General features: G+C 59.5%; 28 protein-coding genes and 1 tRNA gene. 16 read left to right on the top strand and 13 right to left on the bottom strand.

Features of this window, described 5'->3' with window-relative positions; all coding sequences use genetic code 11:
• Positions 1–68: 68 nt before the first annotated feature.
• Positions 69–341 (top strand): ArsR family transcriptional regulator, encoded by a 273-nt coding sequence (locus tag EIK79_RS01550; protein ID WP_124953376.1) that lies wholly within the window; start codon positions 69–71, stop codon positions 339–341.
• 29 nt (positions 342–370) lie between these two features.
• Here EIK79_RS01550 and EIK79_RS01545 read toward each other — a convergent pair whose 3' ends face one another.
• Positions 371–640 (bottom strand): thioredoxin family protein, encoded by a 270-nt coding sequence (locus tag EIK79_RS01545; protein WP_124953375.1) that lies wholly within the window; start codon positions 638–640, stop codon positions 371–373.
• A 101-nt stretch (positions 641–741) separates the two neighbouring features.
• On the opposite strand from EIK79_RS01545, the gene EIK79_RS01540 reads away from it, so the two are divergent.
• Genes EIK79_RS01540 through hisE form a run of 4 tightly spaced genes read left to right on the top strand, consistent with a single transcriptional unit; the run spans position 742 to position 2353 of the window.
• On the top strand, positions 742–900 hold the full coding sequence (locus EIK79_RS01540; RefSeq protein ID WP_124953374.1) for a preprotein translocase subunit Sec61beta: 159 nt from the start codon (positions 742–744) through the stop codon (positions 898–900).
• Between the two features lie 39 nt (positions 901–939).
• Entirely contained in the window at positions 940–1533 is a 594-nt protein-coding gene (gene pdxT / locus EIK79_RS01535; RefSeq protein ID WP_124953373.1) for a pyridoxal 5'-phosphate synthase glutaminase subunit PdxT, read from the top strand.
• A gap of 45 nt (positions 1534–1578) precedes the next feature.
• Positions 1579–2076 carry a bifunctional nuclease family protein gene (locus EIK79_RS01530; protein WP_124953372.1) on the top strand — a complete coding sequence of 166 codons (498 nt, stop codon included), beginning with the start codon at positions 1579–1581 and terminating at the stop codon, positions 2074–2076.
• A complete protein-coding gene (gene hisE / locus EIK79_RS01525; protein WP_124953371.1) occupies positions 2069–2353 on the top strand; it encodes a phosphoribosyl-ATP diphosphatase in 285 nt (94 codons plus the stop codon). The genes EIK79_RS01530 and hisE overlap by 8 nt, the downstream gene beginning before the upstream one ends.
• 2 nt (positions 2354–2355) lie before the next feature.
• Here the strand turns inward: hisE and EIK79_RS01520 are convergent, their stop codons facing one another.
• Positions 2356–2715 (bottom strand): DUF5518 domain-containing protein, encoded by a 360-nt coding sequence (locus EIK79_RS01520; RefSeq protein WP_124953370.1) that lies wholly within the window; start codon positions 2713–2715, stop codon positions 2356–2358.
• Between the two features lie 96 nt (positions 2716–2811).
• On the opposite strand from EIK79_RS01520, the gene EIK79_RS01515 reads away from it, so the two are divergent.
• Both EIK79_RS01515 and engB read left to right on the top strand, forming a co-directional pair.
• Positions 2812–3783 (top strand): NOG1 family protein, encoded by a 972-nt coding sequence (locus EIK79_RS01515; protein ID WP_124953369.1) that lies wholly within the window; start codon positions 2812–2814, stop codon positions 3781–3783.
• Between the two features lie 3 nt (positions 3784–3786).
• Positions 3787–4404 carry a GTP-binding protein EngB gene (gene engB / locus EIK79_RS01510; RefSeq protein ID WP_124953368.1) on the top strand — a complete coding sequence of 206 codons (618 nt, stop codon included), beginning with the start codon at positions 3787–3789 and terminating at the stop codon, positions 4402–4404.
• Positions 4405–4407: 3 nt separating this feature from the next.
• Here engB and EIK79_RS01505 read toward each other — a convergent pair whose 3' ends face one another.
• Complete coding sequence (locus EIK79_RS01505) at positions 4408–5145, bottom strand: SDR family NAD(P)-dependent oxidoreductase (RefSeq protein WP_124953367.1); 738 nt, start codon at positions 5143–5145, stop codon at positions 4408–4410.
• Positions 5146–5256: 111 nt separating this feature from the next.
• Here EIK79_RS01505 and EIK79_RS01500 point away from each other — a divergent pair, with 111 nt between their 5' ends.
• From EIK79_RS01500 to EIK79_RS01485, 4 genes are all read left to right on the top strand, one after another.
• Positions 5257–5784, top strand: coding sequence for a GNAT family N-acetyltransferase (locus EIK79_RS01500; protein ID WP_124953366.1), 528 nt, complete (start codon positions 5257–5259; stop codon positions 5782–5784).
• Between the two features lie 70 nt (positions 5785–5854).
• Positions 5855–6760 (top strand): ABC transporter ATP-binding protein, encoded by a 906-nt coding sequence (locus EIK79_RS01495; RefSeq protein WP_124953365.1) that lies wholly within the window; start codon positions 5855–5857, stop codon positions 6758–6760.
• Entirely contained in the window at positions 6757–7542 is a 786-nt protein-coding gene (locus EIK79_RS01490; RefSeq protein ID WP_124953364.1) for an ABC transporter permease subunit, read from the top strand. The genes EIK79_RS01495 and EIK79_RS01490 overlap by 4 nt, the downstream gene beginning before the upstream one ends.
• A 31-nt stretch (positions 7543–7573) precedes the next feature.
• On the top strand, positions 7574–8260 hold the full coding sequence (locus EIK79_RS01485) for an HAD family hydrolase (RefSeq protein WP_124953363.1): 687 nt from the start codon (positions 7574–7576) through the stop codon (positions 8258–8260).
• A 9-nt stretch (positions 8261–8269) separates the two neighbouring features.
• Here EIK79_RS01485 and EIK79_RS01480 read toward each other — a convergent pair whose 3' ends face one another.
• The 3 genes from EIK79_RS01480 to EIK79_RS01470 are packed head-to-tail and all read right to left on the bottom strand — an operon-like array spanning position 8270 to position 10483.
• Entirely contained in the window at positions 8270–8689 is a 420-nt protein-coding gene (locus EIK79_RS01480) for a hypothetical protein (RefSeq protein WP_221621650.1), read from the bottom strand.
• A 49-nt stretch (positions 8690–8738) separates the two neighbouring features.
• Positions 8739–10115, bottom strand: coding sequence for a DUF402 domain-containing protein (locus EIK79_RS01475; protein WP_124953361.1), 1377 nt, complete (start codon positions 10113–10115; stop codon positions 8739–8741).
• Positions 10112–10483, bottom strand: coding sequence for a DUF7532 family protein (locus EIK79_RS01470; RefSeq protein ID WP_124953360.1), 372 nt, complete (start codon positions 10481–10483; stop codon positions 10112–10114). Before EIK79_RS01470 ends, EIK79_RS01475 begins: the two co-directional genes overlap by 4 nt.
• A 109-nt stretch (positions 10484–10592) precedes the next feature.
• Between EIK79_RS01470 and EIK79_RS01465 the strand changes: the two genes are divergently transcribed.
• Complete coding sequence (locus tag EIK79_RS01465) at positions 10593–11249, top strand: riboflavin synthase (RefSeq protein ID WP_124953359.1); 657 nt, start codon at positions 10593–10595, stop codon at positions 11247–11249.
• A gap of 6 nt (positions 11250–11255) precedes the next feature.
• Here the strand turns inward: EIK79_RS01465 and EIK79_RS01460 are convergent, their stop codons facing one another.
• Complete coding sequence (locus EIK79_RS01460; RefSeq protein WP_124953358.1) at positions 11256–12275, bottom strand: PrsW family intramembrane metalloprotease; 1020 nt, start codon at positions 12273–12275, stop codon at positions 11256–11258.
• A gap of 115 nt (positions 12276–12390) precedes the next feature.
• Here EIK79_RS01460 and EIK79_RS01455 point away from each other — a divergent pair, with 115 nt between their 5' ends.
• A complete protein-coding gene (locus EIK79_RS01455; protein WP_124953357.1) occupies positions 12391–12576 on the top strand; it encodes an HVO_0416 family zinc finger protein in 186 nt (61 codons plus the stop codon).
• 70 nt (positions 12577–12646) lie between these two features.
• Here EIK79_RS01455 and EIK79_RS01450 read toward each other — a convergent pair whose 3' ends face one another.
• Complete coding sequence (locus EIK79_RS01450; protein WP_124953356.1) at positions 12647–13099, bottom strand: RNA-binding domain-containing protein; 453 nt, start codon at positions 13097–13099, stop codon at positions 12647–12649.
• A complete protein-coding gene (locus tag EIK79_RS01445) occupies positions 13089–13628 on the bottom strand; it encodes an AAA family ATPase (RefSeq protein ID WP_124953355.1) in 540 nt (179 codons plus the stop codon). The genes EIK79_RS01450 and EIK79_RS01445 overlap by 11 nt, the downstream gene beginning before the upstream one ends.
• Positions 13629–13726: 98 nt before the next feature.
• On the opposite strand from EIK79_RS01445, the gene EIK79_RS01440 reads away from it, so the two are divergent.
• Positions 13727–13802: transfer RNA gene (locus tag EIK79_RS01440), tRNA-Arg, on the top strand.
• A gap of 204 nt (positions 13803–14006) precedes the next feature.
• Complete coding sequence (locus tag EIK79_RS01435) at positions 14007–14411, top strand: hypothetical protein (protein ID WP_124953354.1); 405 nt, start codon at positions 14007–14009, stop codon at positions 14409–14411.
• Between the two features lie 8 nt (positions 14412–14419).
• Here the strand turns inward: EIK79_RS01435 and EIK79_RS01430 are convergent, their stop codons facing one another.
• Together EIK79_RS01430 and EIK79_RS01425 are read right to left on the bottom strand one after the other, a co-directional pair.
• Positions 14420–15514: an aminopeptidase gene (locus tag EIK79_RS01430; RefSeq protein WP_124953353.1), complete on the bottom strand. Its 1095-nt coding sequence runs from the start codon at positions 15512–15514 to the stop codon at positions 14420–14422.
• Between the two features lie 279 nt (positions 15515–15793).
• Positions 15794–16021: a YgaP family membrane protein gene (locus EIK79_RS01425; RefSeq protein WP_124953352.1), complete on the bottom strand. Its 228-nt coding sequence runs from the start codon at positions 16019–16021 to the stop codon at positions 15794–15796.
• Positions 16022–16311: 290 nt separating this feature from the next.
• On the opposite strand from EIK79_RS01425, the gene EIK79_RS01420 reads away from it, so the two are divergent.
• The gene (locus EIK79_RS01420; protein WP_124953351.1) at positions 16312–17319 is read left to right on the top strand and encodes a threonine aldolase family protein; all 1008 of its coding nucleotides are present in this window, start codon (positions 16312–16314) and stop codon (positions 17317–17319) included.
• A 73-nt stretch (positions 17320–17392) separates the two neighbouring features.
• On the opposite strand, the gene EIK79_RS18900 is transcribed toward EIK79_RS01420, so the two are convergent.
• Together EIK79_RS18900 and EIK79_RS01415 are read right to left on the bottom strand one after the other, a co-directional pair.
• Positions 17393–17527, bottom strand: coding sequence for a DUF7859 family protein (locus tag EIK79_RS18900; protein ID WP_267900512.1), 135 nt, complete (start codon positions 17525–17527; stop codon positions 17393–17395).
• Positions 17528–17589: 62 nt separating this feature from the next.
• Positions 17590–18135: a metallophosphoesterase gene (locus tag EIK79_RS01415; RefSeq protein ID WP_368276533.1), complete on the bottom strand. Its 546-nt coding sequence runs from the start codon at positions 18133–18135 to the stop codon at positions 17590–17592.

Raw genomic sequence — 18135 nt, 5'->3', positions numbered from 1 at the left:
CTACTAAAGATTTGTCAGCACGATTCGCCTCAATCTTTATACGCCCTGAACGTGTGAGTATCGAGAAAATGAGTGATACGACCACAGAGGGTCTTGTTGATCTCCCTCCGAGCGCGAAACTCGTCTACAAAGTCCTAGAGTACAACGGTCCGTTGACCCAGAAAGGGATCGTTGAAGAATCGATGCTGTCTGCGCGGACGGTGCGGTACGCACTCGAACGACTCGAAGGAATCGACGCAGTTGACGAAGACGTTTACTTTGCTGACGCTCGTCAGAACCTGTATGAAATCACCGATGATATCGGCGCAGAAAACACGGAAGCAGCCGTCTGCAACGATTAATATCCGTTACAGCTCTTCTCGTCTACGGGTTATGCTCCCGCCTTTTCCAGTGCGGTTTCGAGGTCGTCGCGCTGCGTGACGCCGACAAAGCGTTCAACGACGCCTTCCTCGTTTTCGATGATGAGTGTCGGCAACGATCGCACTTGGTATTCGTTGGCGATGTCCTGCTGTTCGTCGACGTTCACTTTTTCGACCTCGAACCGATCGTCCCAGTCTTCGTGTAGCTCTTCGAGGATCGGGTCTTGGGTCTTACACGGGCCACACCAGTCCGCGTAGAAGTCCTTCAGCGTGATGGTCATCGTACACCAAAGCTAACCAAGCCGTCGGAATAAGGGTTTTCACTACCTGCTGTACCGTCCCACGCCGAAACGCCTACAAACGATGGTTCGAATGTATTCGTATGAGTAAAGGACAAAGTTCAGGCGGGCTGATGTCGAGTGCCGGTTTGGTCCGGTATTTCGACTCCGATGATCGGAACGCCCCCCGGATCGACCCACGCACTGTCGTCGCGTTCGGTGTTCTGTTCGGCGTTCTCATCATCGTCCTCAACGCGCTGTAGCGCGGTGCTTTTCCGATTGCCCATCAAATATACCAGCAGATGACTCTCACTGTCGGCGTCATCGCCGTTCAGGGTGACGTCTCGGAACACGAAGCGGCGATTCGCCGCGCTGCCCACAATCACGATGTGGATCCGACCGTCCGCGAGATCCGAACAACAGGAGAGGTGCCTGACTGTGACGTGCTGCTCATGCCCGGTGGCGAGTCAACGACGATCTCTCGACTGCTCCAGAAACAGGGGATCGATGCGGAGATCAGGAGCCACGTTGAAGCAGGCAATCCGTTGTTTGCGACGTGCGCCGGGTTGATCGTCGCCAGCCGGAATCCGAAAGACGACCGCGTTCGATCGTTGGACCTTCTCGACATTTCGATCGATCGGAACGCGTTCGGCCGGCAACGGGACAGCTTCGAGACGCAACTCCGAGTTGACGGGTTAGAGGCACCGTTTCCGTCCGTGTTCATCCGTGCTCCACTCATCGACACAGTTGGCTCGGACGTGGAGGTGCTCGCGGAGTACGACGGGAGCCCGGTTGCCGTCCAAGAGGGACCGGTTGTTGGAACGTCGTTCCATCCAGAACTCACCTCTGACACGCGACTGCACGGTCTTGCGCTGTTCGATACCGATCGTTCGTAGTGACGTTCCCGAGGGGTTTTGCCGTCCGCGCTCTACAGTACTCGTATGAACGCGTCCATCGAAGGCGTCCGAGTAGCGGGCACACAGCAGGGTGCCGTTCCCGTCGTCACGCTCGCGTCCGACGACGAGGACGAAACGGATCTCCTGCCGATCTTCATCGGCTTCTCGGAGGCGACGAGCATCGTCCGGGGGCTCGATGCCGACACCATTGGCCGACCGCTCACACACGATCTGTTGCTCGATGGGATCGAAGAGCTCGGCGGCCGCGTCGACCGCGTTGCCATCACGGCGGTCGAGGACGGCACGTACTTCGCTGATCTCCACCTCGACACCCCACGGGAGTCCGTTGTGATCGATTCCCGTCCGAGCGACGCGCTCGCACTCGCTGCCCGGACGAACGCCCCGATCGAGATCGCGCCGGAGGTGTTCGATGGAGGCGGTGACGATCCTGAGCAGTATCTCCAACTCCACGACATTCGTGAGGTAATCGACGGCTCGAGTCCGGACGTGTGGCCGTCCACGGAGGAGGAATTCGATGAGTGAGGTGCTTGCGGAGCTGTTCGATGTGATCGAAGACCGAAAGGAAACATTGCCTGCGGGATCGTACACAACCACGCTGTTCACCCACGAGAAAGGCGAGAACGCCGTGCTTGAAAAGCTCGGAGAGGAAAGCACGGAACTCGTTTTGGCGGCGAAGGACGACGACCACGAGGAGATCGCCCACGAAAGCGCCGATATCGTCTATCACCTGCTCGTGTTGCTCTCGATGTACGACATGCAGTTGGAGGATCTTCTTGAAGAACTAGAACGTCGGCGGTGAACTCACGCGACAGCACCGCCGAGTGCGCCGGTGATTGCGCTCGGAACGGCCATCATGAGCGCTACCAGAATTGCGACCACACCGACACCGACACCGCCGAGTAGCCCGATCGGACCGGCAGCGATCCCGCCGACGATCGTCCCGCCGACGAGGACGACGACACCCAGCAGGATGCCGCCCAACGCCCCCGCGAGTAGTCCGTGCCACGCACCACGGCCCAGTCCGCCCCCCGCGAGATAGCCAGCGACGAACCCACCCAGAAGGCCGGCGGCAGCGTGGCCCAACACCGGAATGGCAAAACCGATCAGTCCGAGCACCAGTTCGACTAGAAAACCGATGACGACAGCGCGCCAATTGGTCATATTCAGTATAGTGCGTTCTCTGTTAAATCCTTTCGTCCACCGAGTGGCCACCGGTTCAACGAATGTGCTTTTACCTGCCGGACTAGTAGTCCTCCTATGACGTTCGAGGATTTACCGACCGTCCCTCGGTCGGAGGAACTCATCGATACGGCGTTTTCTCGGGCCGCCCGAGCGGGACGAGCGAAATCCGGCATCGAGGCACAACAGTCGATGCTGGTCACAGCCTCGAATATCATTTCCGATAACTTACAGAACGTCTCGACGACGTGGCCGGATTTCGACGCGCTCGATCCGTTTTATCACGAGTTGGCCGACGCCGTTGCTGACGGCGGCGTTGATACGCTCAAACAACACCTCTCGGAAGTGATGTGGGCTAGCGAGAAGACTGCCGAGATCCGCTCGGAGTATCAGTCTCGGCTCCGGGGAGACACCGAAACCGCGCAGTTGCTCCGAAAGCAGGCGTTCGCTCGGCTCGCTGATGTCACGCGCGAGGTGTCCGGAGATCTCGAAGCGCTCAATGAGGCGCGCGACCAGCTCAAGCAACTCCCCGACATCCGTCCCGACGAGCCGGCGATCGTCATCGCTGGCTACCCGAACGTCGGCAAATCAACGTTCGTAAACCACGTGACTAACGCCCGCAACGAGATCGCGTCGTATCCGTTCACCACCAAACGAGTGCAGGTCGGTCACATCGATCGCAACCACATCCGGTATCAGCTCATCGACACGCCAGGACTGTTAGACCGGCCAGCGGCGGATCGCAACGATATCGAATCCCAAGCCGTGAGCGCGCTCACCCATCTTGCCGACTGCATCCTCGTGTTCATCGACGCCAGCGCGTCGTGTGGCTATCCAGTCGACGTACAGCTCACGCTCAGGGACGAGCTCAAATCCCGGTTCGACGGGGTGCCAGTAGTGACCGTCTGTGCCAAGGCCGACCAATCGCGGGAGCTAGACGCCGACCTATATCTCAGCGTTCCCGAGGAGGAAGGCGTCGACGAACTCCTCGAAGCGGCGATCGACCGGATCGACCACACGATCGAGCTGCCGTACGAACCGACAGAATAGACCATGTTCGACAGCCGTCCAGATCGATCAGCTGAAGTCGTGCTCGTCGGTCGATCGAACGTGGGGAAATCAACGCTGATGCGCGAGTTGACTGGACACACGGTGACAACAGGCTCGAAACCCGGCGTAACCCGCTCGCCAAACCACTATGATTGGGTTGCGGAGGACTTCGTGCTCACGGATCTGCCTGGGTTCGGATTCATGGAGGGCGTGCCCGAAGAACGGCGCGAAGCGATCAAAACTGATGTCGTCCAGTACGTGGAAACCCACGCTGAGGCGATCCTCACCGGGATAGTCGTCGTTGACGGCAAGAGCGCTGTCGATATCATCGACCGCCATTCCGAGCGCGGAGCGGTACCTCACGATGTCGAACTGTTTCATTTCCTTCGGGACGTGGGGATCCCGCCGGTTGTGGCTGTCAACAAGATGGATAAAGTCGAAGACCGCGACGACCGCCTTGATGCGCTCTGTGACCGGCTTGGACTCGTTCCGCCGTGGCAGCAGTGGCACGAGACGATCGCCCCGATCAGCGCAAAGCGCGGCCAGATCACCCCGCTCACCGAGGCAGTCAGACACCACCTTCATGAGGCCAACCGAGACGATCTCCTCGGGTTTTTCTGATTGCTACACTGTTTCCGGCAGCCACCCGCCATCGACCGCGATGTTCTGTCCACTGATGTACTCCGGCCCACCCAGAAAGAACAGGACGGGATCGATCACGTCCGATAGTGTGGCAGGACGGTCACGCGGGAGGTCCTCGGGAAACGCGTCGGACGTTTCGACGACGTACGGTGACACGGCGTTGACGGTGATGCCATCCCTCTGGGTGTCGGCAGCGAGCATCCGGGTGAACATGAGTACGCCGGCTTTCGCCACGAAATACGGGAAGTTCGTCGGGCTGACCAGCCCGTTCTCAGCACTAGCGTAGCCGATGTTGACGATCCGCCCGTATTCGGCGTCGCGCATCGGGGACAGGGCGCGTTTCGAGCAGAGGTATGTGGCGTTGAAGTTCGTATCCAACACCCGATTCCACGTCTTCCAGTCGATGTCCTCCCAGTGTGTCGGTGCGAAGTCCCCAACGTTGTTTATAAGGAGATCGACACTCCCGAGTTCGGCTTCGATCGCGTCGAACACTGTATCGACAACGTCGGGATCGGTGACATCACCCTGAACAGTCGTCGTCTGCACCCCATACCGTTCGCGGGCGGTTTCTGCCGTTTCCTGGGCCGCGTCGGCGCTCGTGTGGTAGTGGACGGCGACAGCCGCGCCACACTCAGCGATCGCCTCGACAAACCCGCGACCGATGCCTGTCGCGCTCCCCGTTATGAGTGCCGTCCGCCCGGTGAGATCCGGTCGCTTCATACAGTAACATAGACGGGGAGACAGTAGAATCGTCGGTTGCGGTTGTGATACCGCGTAGTACGATATCACACATCAAATCGATTCAAGATGGTCGCTTTCTATCAACTGTGTATGTCAGGACCAGTGTTTCTGGAAGGTACGGACGTGAGCCTTCGGACGATCGAGGAAGATGATTCCGAGTTCTTCCAGCAGTTGGTCAACAATCCGCGCGTCCGAATCCCGATCGGTTCTGTTAGGGCAATGAACCACGCAGCGGAACGGGAGTGGATCGAGTCGCTCGATGAGCGTGCGGGAACGCATCTATCGGTGTGTGTCGATAACAACTCCGTCGGCAGCATCAGTCTCAAGTCCCCGAATGAAGTGGATGGCGTGGCTGAACTCGGCTACATGATCGCACCCGAGCAGTGGAACAACGGCTACGCCACTGACGCGGTGGAGGCGATCTGTGGCTACGCGTTCGACGAACGCCGGCTCAACAAGGTGCGTGCAGACTGCTATGTCACGAATCCGGGATCACAACGGGTGTTAGAGAAGGTGGGGTTCACCCAAGAAGGCCGGTTCCGCGAGGAGGCGTTTGTCGAGGGCGAGCATGTCGATGTGCTCCGCTACGGACTCCTTGCTGCGGAGTACTGCGGGTGAGCCACCGAACGTCCGTGCCCGACTTGAGGGACACAAAACATATACCCCGTGTGGTGTGAGCGTTCGATCAATGACTGCAATCGAATTAGATTCTCTTCGTAAGCAATTTGATGACATCGTGGCGCTTCGAGATGTTGATCTTACCGTTCAGTCGGGCGAGGTGTTCGGTCTCCTTGGGCCGAACGGTGCTGGAAAATCGACGATGATCGACGTGGTGCTTGACTACGTCCGTCCCACTGCCGGAACGGCGACCGTGTTCGGGTTAGACGCACAGCAGCAGACGAAAGCGGTGCATCGTCGGGTCGGTGTGCTTCCCGACGCGTATCACCTTGATGGCCACCTGAGCGCCCGCACCCATGTCGAATTCGCTATTGAATCGATGGACGCAGACGACGATTCGGACGCCCTACTGGATCGCGTCGGACTCGGTTCAGTCACCGATCGACTCGTGCGGGGGTTCTCGAAAGGGATGGAACAGCGGCTGGCGCTGGCGTTGGCGTTGGTCGGTGAGCCGGAACTGCTCATCTTGGATGAGCCCTCAACCGGATTGGATCCCAACGGCGCGCGCAGAATGCGGACGATCATCCACGAGGAGTGTGACCGCGGCGCGACGGTGTTTTTCTCCAGTCACATCCTCGGTCAGGTTCAAGCAGTGTGTGATCGCGTTGGGATCCTCGTGGACGGAACGGTTGTCGCAGTAGACAGCATCGGAGGACTGCAGGAGACCGTCGGAACCGCAGAAACGCTTCGGATAACACTCGACAGCCAGCCGGGTGAGACGATCGAATCGGTCAGACAGCTTCCCGACGTGAGAAACGTCTCGGTTTCCGACGGCGTCGTCTCCGTGTCGTGTCCAGCGCGTCAGAAGGTTGCTGTCATCGATACGCTCCGGCAGAACGCGACGGTGCTCGACATCGAAACGAGAGAAGTATCGCTTGATGAGCTGTTCGCCACCTACACCGGAGCGGACGGATGAGTTGGCAGGTCGTCGCCAAGCGGCGGCTGCTCGATCCCTACCGATCGCGGTATCTGTGGGTGGTGCTCGCCGTAACCGTATTGCTGTTCGGTGGCGGCGTCCACATGGCGACGAGGCCTGGCTTGGTCTCGATGCTCCGCAGTTTGGGCGCGTTGTTCGTCTCACTGTTGGCGATCGCCAGCAGCTACCGGACGATCGCGGAGCCACACCAGACCGGGAGCCTCCGAGTGGTGCTCTCCTATCCCAATTCTCGCCGGGATGTCGTGGTCGGTACAGCGGTGGGACGGAGTCTCTACGTCGTCGGGATCATCTCGGTCGGCTATCTCGTGGCCGGTGCGATCTCACTGGTCACGCTCGGAGCTGACAGTCTCCTATCCGTCGCGATCGTCTGGTTCGCTGCCGTGCTGTTCGGTGTCAGCCTGACAGTGCTGGCTGTCGGCGTCTCCGCGGCGTCTCGAACCGTGAACCGCGCTGCGATCGCCTCGTTTACGTTTGTGTTGCTGTTTTTCGGTGGGTGGAACCTGCTTTTGCAGGGGATCCGCTACGTACTCAACGGGTTTTCGACGCCGCAACCGCCCCAGCCGGGGTGGGTCGACGTGTTCGTAGCGCTGAATCCTATGCACGCGTTTGTTCACCTCGTCCAGACTCTGCACCCGACGCAGACGCTGGTGTATGAGTCCAGTGTTCATACGACCACGTGGTTCGGGATCCTCGTTCTCGTGTGCTGGGCGCTCGTTCCCGCAACGATCGGGGGCTGGCTGTTCGAACGGCGTGATCTGTGAGCGATCAGCGGTTTCACGATAGAAACATAATATGAGGCCGAGTACGGGCGATGTGAGCTACGATACAGTGGTGTTCGACAGCGACGGCGTGCTGGTCGAGCCGCCTGCGCGTGAAACTCAGCTTGGGGCCGCTCGGGCCGCGTTCCGTGCGGTGGGTGTCGAAGACGTTGCCCATGAGCATCTCGTCGACATCGTAGATGGTGTGACGAGCGACCGATTGACTGCGCTGTGTGCCGACTACGATCTGGAGCCAACCACGTTCTGGGCGGTTCGTGAGCGCCACGACGAACGCTCGCAGTTCGAGGCGTTCAGGGCGGGAGATCGATCGTGTTACGACGACGTTGCTGTTGTCTCGGAACTCTCTCAGTGCTGTGGCGTGGTGAGCAACAACCATCACAGCACGATCGAATTCGTACTGGAATTTTTCGGGCTGCAGTCGGCGTTCGACACGTACTACGGTCGGCCGAAAACGATCGAAAGCCTCGCGTTGAAGAAACCAAACCCGCACTACCTCGAACGCGCACTCTCAGAACTGGGAGCGGAAAAGGACGCGACGCTGTACATCGGTGATAGTGAGACGGATATCGTTGCCGCCGAGCGGACAGGTGTGGATTCGGCATTCGTCCGCCGATCCCACCGCCGCGACGCTGTGCTGACGGCCACGCCAACGTATGAGATTTCGGATCTCACCGAGATCAGGCCGCTCATCAGCAGCTGAATCGCTGAACTACTCGCCGGTTGAATCGTCCGGAGCGGTGCGTGCTCGGTCGCTCCACTCTTCTTTCTGTGCCCGTTCGGTGACGTGGCGTTTCCCGTTCGCAACGCGTTGATGGGCCGCGTTCTCGAACGCAGTGATCTCGCTCAAAAAGCTGTTGCGGAATTCTTCGATGATCTCGTAGCTCCAGCGGTCGTGTTCATCGATCCCACGAGGGAGCTGCTCGTCTCGGAGCGCGTCGGCTAACTCCGTCCTGCCAGCGTCACGAAGCAGCGTCTCCGCCCGCGCGAAATGGTCCATCCCGTGGCCGATGTCGTGGTGGAACTCGATGAGCGTGCCGTGAGCGCGGTGTACCCACTCCGCGCCGAGTTCCATCTCGTGGAGTGCCTGACATTCGGTGTCGCTCAACTCGTTCGGCTCGTGTTCTTCCATGCCGTGTGGTAACATCCAACCACCAATATACCTGTCCTCGGTTCGCAGGTCACTCCGAGAGCGCCCGCTCGATTGAGGTCGCCACCGTTCGGGCACGCTCTGCGAGGGGTTCGGGAACGTTTCCTTGTTCACAAGCCGCGTCGAGTTCGTCGTCATCGACGCGTTCGACGGTGCCATCAGCGTGTTTGACGACATCCACATGAAGATCGACGTAGCGTGCCGATTCGGGGAACAGCTCCACAGGCGTACAAACGTTGACGTACGTGCCTCGTCGCTTACCCTCCGCGCTGCGGTAGACGGTCGGATACCACCACCGTCCTTCCGTGAGCTTTGTGACGGCCGTGTCACCCGCCCGCCGCTCGACGCCGAGCGCGTCGTACGTTCCGCCGGGCGACATCCGGCGTTCGATCGTGATCGTCTCGTCAGTGTGATCCGTGACCTCTCCCGAACCGAGATCGAAACACCGGCCGTCAGGCTTGCCATGGCGCAACGCGATCCGATCACCGACGTGGGGGCCGAACTGACGGGTTGTCACGTCGAACGGAAACGAGTCCGCCGGCTCGCAAACCGCTTCAGTGAAGTCGACAGCCGCACTGGCAGCGGCAGCTCCGGCTTTGATCCGGTGGTGGCCGTCCATAGTGGTTGTCACCGACCGGCGGTGATCGTCGAGGGCAAAGCGGGTTTCCCGTCCGAACCACACCCATGTCGTCGTCTGCGTCGTGGCCCGCCGCTGTGGAGCACCAAGATCGGCACCGAGCACGCGCTCGATCCGCTCGGCGCGCTCGTTGAGATCGTCGAGCGCCTCGGTTAGCGCGTCGAAACTCGCGTCACTCGCGCGATCGCTCCACCGAACTGCCCACCCTTCACGGGGATCCGTTGAGAGCAGCTCCGTAACATCGATTCCGGTCGAGGAATTGGTGGAGCTACCGTAACGGAGGCGCGCGAACCCGTTCGCCACGGCGGTGTCACACCGGAGAACAGGCCGGTCGTCGGTCCACGGCGGCACGGCCGTTGCCACCTGCACACGGAGCTGATCACCGGGCGTAACGTGACCGTTCGTGTTGGGAAACGGCAGGTACCCCTCACCCTCACCGAGATCGACAATCGCGCCGTTCTCGACTGTGTCCGTCACACGGCCGTCGAACACCGCTTCCGTCGGAACCGGGTCGCTCCACGACAACGCGTCGATCCCGCTGTCGGTAACGGCGTTCGTGACAGCCTGTCCGGATTCTCCGACGCCGTTGACACACACTCCCAGCCGGTCGTCGGTCGTCTCGATCGTGACGGTGGCTGGCGTGTCGGCAAACGACGATTCGAAACGTGTGTCGATCGACTCCGAGGGCTGGACGATCTCGTATCCATCCGTCTCCGCCAGCAGTCGCGTCAACGCCGTCGTGTAGATCCCTCGGACACGAACGGTGGTCATAGTTGCTCGGGATCGTCGACGAATCGAACGCGGTCGTGCACCGTCGGGCCGAGCGCGAGTTCGACCGATCCGTCATCGAGCACGCGGCCGCCTTCGATCGGCACGCCCCACGAATCGAACCGGAGATACCCACGGATGTCGGCCGCGTGGGTGTAACAGTCGACGTACTCAACCGAATGCTCTTGGATGCCCCCGCTGCTGTGGGCGCGATCCATCTCTGAGTACACGGTGTCCGCCTCGAAAAACGCCGTTATCTCCGCTGCCGTCTCGCGCGTAGCGGTGACAGCGTGTTCAGATGCTGTTTGGATCTCGTCCATCGACAGCCCCACCGCACGGAGCGCGGCTTGTGTCCGTTGGTCGAAGTGCATACCGTCTCTGAAACCGCGGGCACCGAAAAGACCGCGATCCAGACTGAGCGCGATGGATCGGCATCAGAACAACGGAACGTTTTCGTAGCACAGCCGGGTAGAACGGCGTATGTTCACAGGGATCGTCGAGGAAACCGGAACCGTCGTTGCGATCGACTCCACTGACGAGGGCCGGCGGCTTCGCGTCGAAGGGTCGTTCGCTGATGAACTCGAAGCTGGCCAGAGCATCGCTGTCAACGGCTGTTGTCTCACGGTCGAGGACCACGACGCTGACAGCTTCGAGCTGTTTCTCTCTGCGGAGACGATCGACCGCACCTACTTTGGGGAGATCAATCGCGGCGATCGCGTGAACCTTGAACGCGCGTTGGCCGCGACCGACCGGTTCGACGGCCACATCGTGCAAGGCCATGTCGACGCCACAGCGACGGTCACGGCCATCGAATCCGTTGGCGACGACTGGACGTTCGAATTCTCGATTCCCGACGGTCTCGAACAGTACGTTGTCGAAAAGGGATCGGTCGCTGTTGATGGGATCTCGCTCACAGTTGCCGCTCACGAGTCCACCGGGGATACCGCTGATGCGACGTTTACCACCGCGATCATTCCGACAACGTACGACCTGACGACGCTCGCAGAAAAGGACGTTGGCGATCCGGTCCACATCGAAGCCGACGTACTCGCAAAATACACCGAACGGCTGCTTGCTCACGACGATCCAACCTCGGAGTCCGATGAGTCGATCGAGCACAGCCCCATCCCGCCGTGAGATGCCTTATTCGTCGAACTCCGTTCGAGCGACGGTGAGCGACGATCCGTTCTCATCGGTTTCGTCCGCGAACTTCGCGTACAGCCGTCGATATCGGTCGAGCTTCCGAAACAGGAGATAGCCGAAAAACCCCAAGTAGACGAGGACGAAGACGAAAAACGGGATGAGCGTCGGAACAGTCGGGAACGCGGCGGTGACCGTTCCGATGAACAGGGTCGAGAGCGTATTGTAGGTGGCGTGGATGAACACCGCGATGAGCAGCCCCTTCACGACGATGGGACCGGCGTCGTCTAGGTTGAATCTCGCCAACCCCAGATAGTACCCAGCGAACGCCGAGTAGATGACGTGTCCCGGTCCTGCGAGCGCCCGCGTTGCGGTGATGTCTGATCTGGCAGTGACCGTTTGGAGCATCGTCTCCGCCGGGATCCGAGCGAGGTCGACGCCGATGTAGAGGGCGTTTTCGATTGTTGCAAACCCGAGTCCTGCCACGGCACCGTACACCGCGCCGTCGATAACGGCGTCGAAACTCGGCTGTCGGTAGGCGAACAGCCACACGGCACAAAGCTTAACGAATTCCTCGACGGGCCCGACGATCAGATAGTACATGAGGATTGTTCCGATCGGTCCGCCAAGCACGGCCGAAAACGGGGCTTCGATGAGAGCAGCCAACCCCGCAAACAACACGCCGAGAACGAACGTGGACGCGACGACATCGACCGGTTCTGACGCTGTAACGTCCGACGCGTACACGTACACTACGATCGCCAGCGCCGGCAACGCGGAGAGCACTGTCAGTACCCCGATGACAGGAACCGATTTCGTCCGCAAATCCCTGAACGAGGCGTACAGTATCCCAAGCGTGAGCAACAGCGCGATGAGTACTGTTCCCCACCGCACACCGACGATTCCCCACCGATACAGCTTGCTCGCCAACCGGTCGAGGGCTGTTCGAGGCTCCCACGTCGCTACGTCGTACAGATCGCGCGACTGATTCCCTAATCGCTCTAATGGATCCCGATCCGCCATACCATGTCATCCCGTGGGAGAATATAAGCAGCTTTGTTACCCGGCGACGGGCGCGTGTCAACGATACGTAACTCGTCGATACGTTTATTGTGATGAGATACCATGGCAATCACGTATGGCGCTTGGGAACGACGACATGTTCGACGCGTTTCTGTCACAGCGTGGTCACCGAACGGAACCCGACAGCGTCGGGTGGAAGCAGGATCACAGGAAAAAACAGTGTCCCGAGTGTGGCGGTCTCCATGATCCACCCGCAACGGAGTGCTCGGTGTGTGGGTGGGTACCGCACGAGTCGTCGTAGCCGGTGAGCGGCTGGGAGGAACGGTCTACGTTTTCACGCGGTCGATACGGTCACACGATCAGGTGTCTGATCACTGATCGTCGTCGACCGGTACACCGTCCTCTGTCGGTGGTGCGAGATACCGAATGTACGTCTCTGGGTCTGGCTCTTCGACTGCCACAGTGACACGAACGTCACCGAGTTCATCCGGATTTCCGACTGCGAAGTTCACGACTCCCTCGAAGGCGGCCTGCTTTTTCAGCCGAAACTCGAACGTGTTCGTCTCCGGTTCGAGTCCGTCTAACATGGCTGCGCGCGCCGTATCGAGAATTGTCTGTTCGTGAAACAATTCCGAAAGGTGTTCGAGAGAGTGGGTCGTAGCGACGATCTCGCCGGCAGGCTGTCCATCGGCCGTGTCGGCTGGTGTTGGCCGTTCCTCCATCGTAGCGTCGGGAAAGAGGTTCGTGACGACGGCAACCACGCGATCGGTCACCTCCGTCGGTTGTACCGGAACTTTGATAGTCACGTCGATGCTATATATCATCTTCTTTGAGTATATTTCGGATCTGTTTGTGGTACGTTTCGATACTGTCCGTGTTTTCGATCGTAATGTCGGCGTTCTCGATCGCCGCGCCCATTCCAAAGGCGAGTTCTCGACGATCTCGGTCTTCGAGGCTCTCGGTGGCGCTGTCCCGATCCCTGTCATCGATCCGTTCTTTCCGAACGTCGAAGGGAGCTTTGATGGCGACCAGTCGAAACTGCTCCCCGAACGCCTCTTCGAAACGCTCTACCTCGTCGTTCGACCGAATGCCGTCAACGAGAACGGTGTCTGTGTCGGCGTACGCTTCGTGAATGTGTTCGACCGAACGGTCCGCGATTGCTGTCGGCCCGTCTTCCTCCCGCAGAGCAACCGCAACCGCACCGTGGTGGTCAGCGGGATCGAGTCCGCGTGCACGGCACTCTTCCCGGATGATGTCGCCCATCGTCACAACCGGAATACCGAGTTCGCGCGCGACGGTGGCAGCCTCGCCTTTCCCGCTGCCCGGAAGCCCGACGGTTCCAATGATTCCCATCGCCCGGAATTCGGGCTGATGTATCCTTAACGGCTACGTTCAGTCTACGAAGACGAATCCAACCGTTTTTGATGGTTGGCGTAAATTGGTTCGAATGAGGGCACGTAGCTCAGCTAGGATTAGAGCGTCGGACTTCTAATCCGACGGCCGTGGGTTCAAATCCCACCGTGCTCGGTGTCCTCTACTACGAACCAATCCCTACGCGGAATTTGAACTCAGGGAGTCACAGCACCCGAGCAGAATGAGGCTGATCGTCTCCATTCGGTTCAAATCCCACCGTGCTCGGCATCGACGTTCATATTATATTTTTGTGAAACTCCGAACCGCGTTCGTCGCGTGTCGGTAGGCTAATACCCCTTCCCATCAAACGTTCTTCCGATGAAATCGACGGAGCATGCGGTCATCGGCGCTGTTATCAGTGCACTCGGTGTCCGCGCGATTGGAAATCACCTCTCCCGTCCGTGGAAGGTGGTGCTCTGGGGTTACGGACTGTTCCTGAGCGTCTTCATCGATCTCGATCACTTCGTGCTCGCCAGATACTACACAGGTGATTGGGACGCGCTACTCGAAGCCCTCACAACCCCAAAGCGAGCGTTGACATCTCCCGAATGGTTGTTCAGTGACATTACGATGCGGGTGGAACGACTGTTGAGCCATACAATCATCGGCGGGGTACTCACGGTCGGCTCATTCCTCGTCGCGCCGTTTCTCGCCGGACTTACTGCGCTCGTCGTCTACACGCACGTCCTCTGTGACTTGCTGAGAGACACGAAAACACTATAAAACGGATTCTACGCCGCTTCGAAGCCGTCTTCGAAGACGAACCGCCCGTTCCGTTGGACGACTTCGCCGTCGAGTTCGATGAACGACTCCTCGCTCATGTCGACGATCATATCGACGTGAACGGCGCTGTCGTTTCGCTCGCGGTTCGGGCCAACGGTGCCGTTGTAGGCCTTGCCGAGCGCCATGTGGACGGTGTCGCCCATTTTCTCGTCAAACAGCATGTTGTACGTGAACTGATCGATGTCGCGGTTCATCCCGATACCCAACTCTCCCAGCCGTCTGGCTCCGTCATCGGTTTCGAGCACGCCGGTTAGCACGTCCTCGTTCGTGTCGGCGCTGTGCTCGACGACCCGACCGTCCTCGAAAACGAGATGTGCACCCGTGACCTCCCGGCCTTGGTGGTACAGCGGCATGTCGAACAACACTTCGCCGTCGACGGAGTCAGGAACGGGGGCGGTGAACACCTCTCCGCCAGGAAGGTTGTTCTCGGCGTCGTCGTTTTCGGTAACCATGCCGTCTACGGACATCGTTACATCAGTCGTGTCCCCGCTGACGATTCGGACCTCGCTGGCTGGATCCAGTTGCTCGACGAGTTGGCGCTGGTGTTCGCGCTGGGCCGCCCAGTCTTTGTCGATGGCGTCCCACACGAAGTTCTCGTAGGCTTCGGTGCTCATCTCAGCGAGTTGGGCGTAGCTCGTGCTCGGGAACTGGGTGAGACACCACCGCTGGGACAGCGCCGTCTCTTGGACGGGCTTGTAGCTCCGTTGGTTCGCTGCCATCGTTTCTGGGGACACGTCACTTTTCTCTGTCGCGTTCACACCGCCGCGCACCCGGATGAGCGCGTCCGCGGCTTCATACAACGCCAACTCGTGGGCTGGCGTTTCGATCTCGTCCGCGTCCACTGCCCGGAGGTACGCCCGCTTGGCTCGGCTGCTGTCGTCGAGAAACACTGGCGTCGCGCCGATGTCACCGATCGCTTCGTGGAGCGCGACAGCGAGGTCTTCTGCGTCAGAGGGGGCAGAGACGACCACGTTGTCGCCCGGCTGGAGATCTACAGAGTGATTCACGATAATCGACGCGTGTCGACGGATTCGTGCGTCCATACCCGGTGACTGTTTTTGCCGGAAAAACAACTTTCGAACCACCTTTTTTGCGTGAGGGTGGCCAAAGGCCACCCGAACGCAAAAAATCTGCATTGCAAGAGTGCTACAAAAGACGCTCCGCGTCTTTTGGCATGACGAAAGAGCGAAGCTCTTTCGAACCACTTCGCTCTTGCAGGCTCTCACTCGCTGCGCTCGCGAGAAGACCAAAAAAGGCCGCTCGCTTCGCTCGCGGTACTGCGTCTTCCCCACTTCCGTACTGCAACCGCTCCGCTACCGCTGTTACGAATTACTTTCCCATCGTTGACACCTATCGACGCTGAGCACCGCATTTAATCCACACCAGCCAACGGCGGCGTTAAACAACAACCCGACGCTTGCGATGCCCGCAGCGAGTGCTTTCGTTCGCTGGCCGTTGAGCATGGCTCCGATGGTGACTAAGAGTAACCAAGTTCCAAGCACACCACGAACGATTCGATCGATTCCACCAACGTTGCGATCAAACGCCATTATTGAGTCTCGAACGTGTGGAATCATAATCCGTGCACATTACTGTCATTCGATGACTACTTCGAAGGCTGTGCACCGGGACGCTCGCGGCGGCAGCGGTAGCGGAACGGTGCGGTAACAGAGTACCCAACCGCGAGCGAAGCGAGCGGCTTTTTTTGGTCCAGATTTTTTGCGTTCCCACGAGCGCCAGCGAGTGGGAACCAGCGAGTCGCAGCGCGAACGAAGTGAGCGACCGTCTCGCTAGGCGAGCGGTGGCCGAAGGCCACCCGAGCGGAAAAAAGGTGGTATGCATGATCGATCTACGAAGCGACACTGTGACCCGACCCAGCGATGCGATGCGCGAGAGCGCACGGGACGCAACGGTCGGAGACGACGTGTATCGGGAAGATCCAACTGTCAACGAACTCGAACGCCGCGCAGCTGAGCGGCTCGGAATGGCGGCAGCGCTGTTCGTTCCGTCAGGAACAATGGGTAATCAGGTTGCTGCACGGACCCACACCGAGCGCGGCCAAGAGATCCTCCTTGAACGAAACAGCCACATCTATCGGTGGGAGCTAGCTGGTCTCGCTCAGCACGGAGCGCTCCAGACGCGTCCGCTCGATGGAACCGACCGGGGGGTGCTGACACCCGAGACCGTTCGTGATGGCGTCGTCTCGGCTGACGGCCACCGTCCCGGAACGGGGCTGCTCGCGCTCGAAAACACCCACAACGCCGCCGGGGGCACTGCACTCGCCCCTGGTGTCATCGACGCCACAGCACAAGCGGCCCACGATCACGGTGTTCCCGTCCACCTCGATGGCGCGCGGCTCGGCAACGCTGCTGTCGCTCAGGACGTTCCACTCTCTCGGATGACGCGGGAGGTCGACTCCGTGATGCTGTGTCTCTCGAAAGGACTGGGCGCGCCAGTCGGATCCGTACTCGCGGGATCGGAGGCGTTCATCGATCGCGCCCGTCGGGTCCGAAAGCTGCTCGGCGGCGGCCTGAGACAGGCAGGCATCATCGCAGCTCCCGGACTGCGCGCGTTGGAGAACGTCGATCGTCTCGTGGCAGATCACGAGAACGCCAGCCTACTAGCAGACTCGTTGTCCGAGTTGTCTGGTTTATCAGTTCAGGAACCCGAAACGAACATCGTGCTCGTCGAAACTGAACGCACCGCAGAGGCGTTTCTCGATCGGTGCTCGGATGTCGGCGTCGGCGGCGTCGCGTTCGACGACCACCTTGTGCGCTTTACCACCCACTGGGATGTCGACAGAGACGACATCGAAACGGCAGTCGACCGGATCGCTACCGTCTGTTGAGGCCGCTAATTCGACACCCAGATTGGTTCACATAGTTGCATCCGGAAAAGCACACTTGTACGAAGCGCATCGATTATCGGTTCTTACCGTCCATCCCCTCCCGAAAGGCGAGTGCAGTTCGTCGAAACAGCAGGTACAACGCAAAAAGGAACAGTACGACGACGGCAAGCACGATGATGAGGAGTGGATCATTGAGATCGAACGGCATACCCCCACTCACGACGCTGTCATTAAAACCATTTCGTCCGTTCTGGGGTTAGCGGTCAACGGTCACGTCGAAACTGTGAACGTTTTGAAGACGGTTCCGTCGAGTTCACAGAGCCGGCCAACGCATCCGTCGTCAGTTGCCTCAAGCGTCGCGTACGCCGGTCGGTTGCCGCGCGGTTCGGCGTGACTGCCGGGATTGAGAAGCGTATATTCATCGGTCGAACGAACCATTGGAGTGTGTGAGTGACCGACGACGAGCAGGTCGGCGTGCTGTTGACGAGCGAACAGTGAGCGGGACGTTTTGGTGTGGTTATGGCCGTGAGCGATCGCGATTCGGATTCCGTCGTGTTCAACGGTGCGCGTCGCTGGGAGTCGTTTTTGGATGGGAAACGTATCACTGTTACCAGCGACGCCGACGAAGCGTGTGCTTTCGGACTCGAACGCCGTCAGGACGGACTCGGTGATGAAATCACCGGCGTGAACAACGAGATCCGCCGTTCGGACGGCGGTGAGTGACTGATCCGACAGTCGATGAGTGCTCTGTCCATGGGTGTCAGAAACGACAGTAATCATGCGTGAATCGGGGTTCAGTTCCACAGAGGCAGCCAT

This window comes from Halocatena pleomorpha, from assembly GCF_003862495.1.
Classification (GTDB): Archaea; Halobacteriota; Halobacteria; order Halobacteriales; family Haloarculaceae; genus Halocatena; species Halocatena pleomorpha.
Note: the sequence above shows the minus strand (reverse complement) of the source record. Positions and strands in the feature narration are given on the sequence as shown.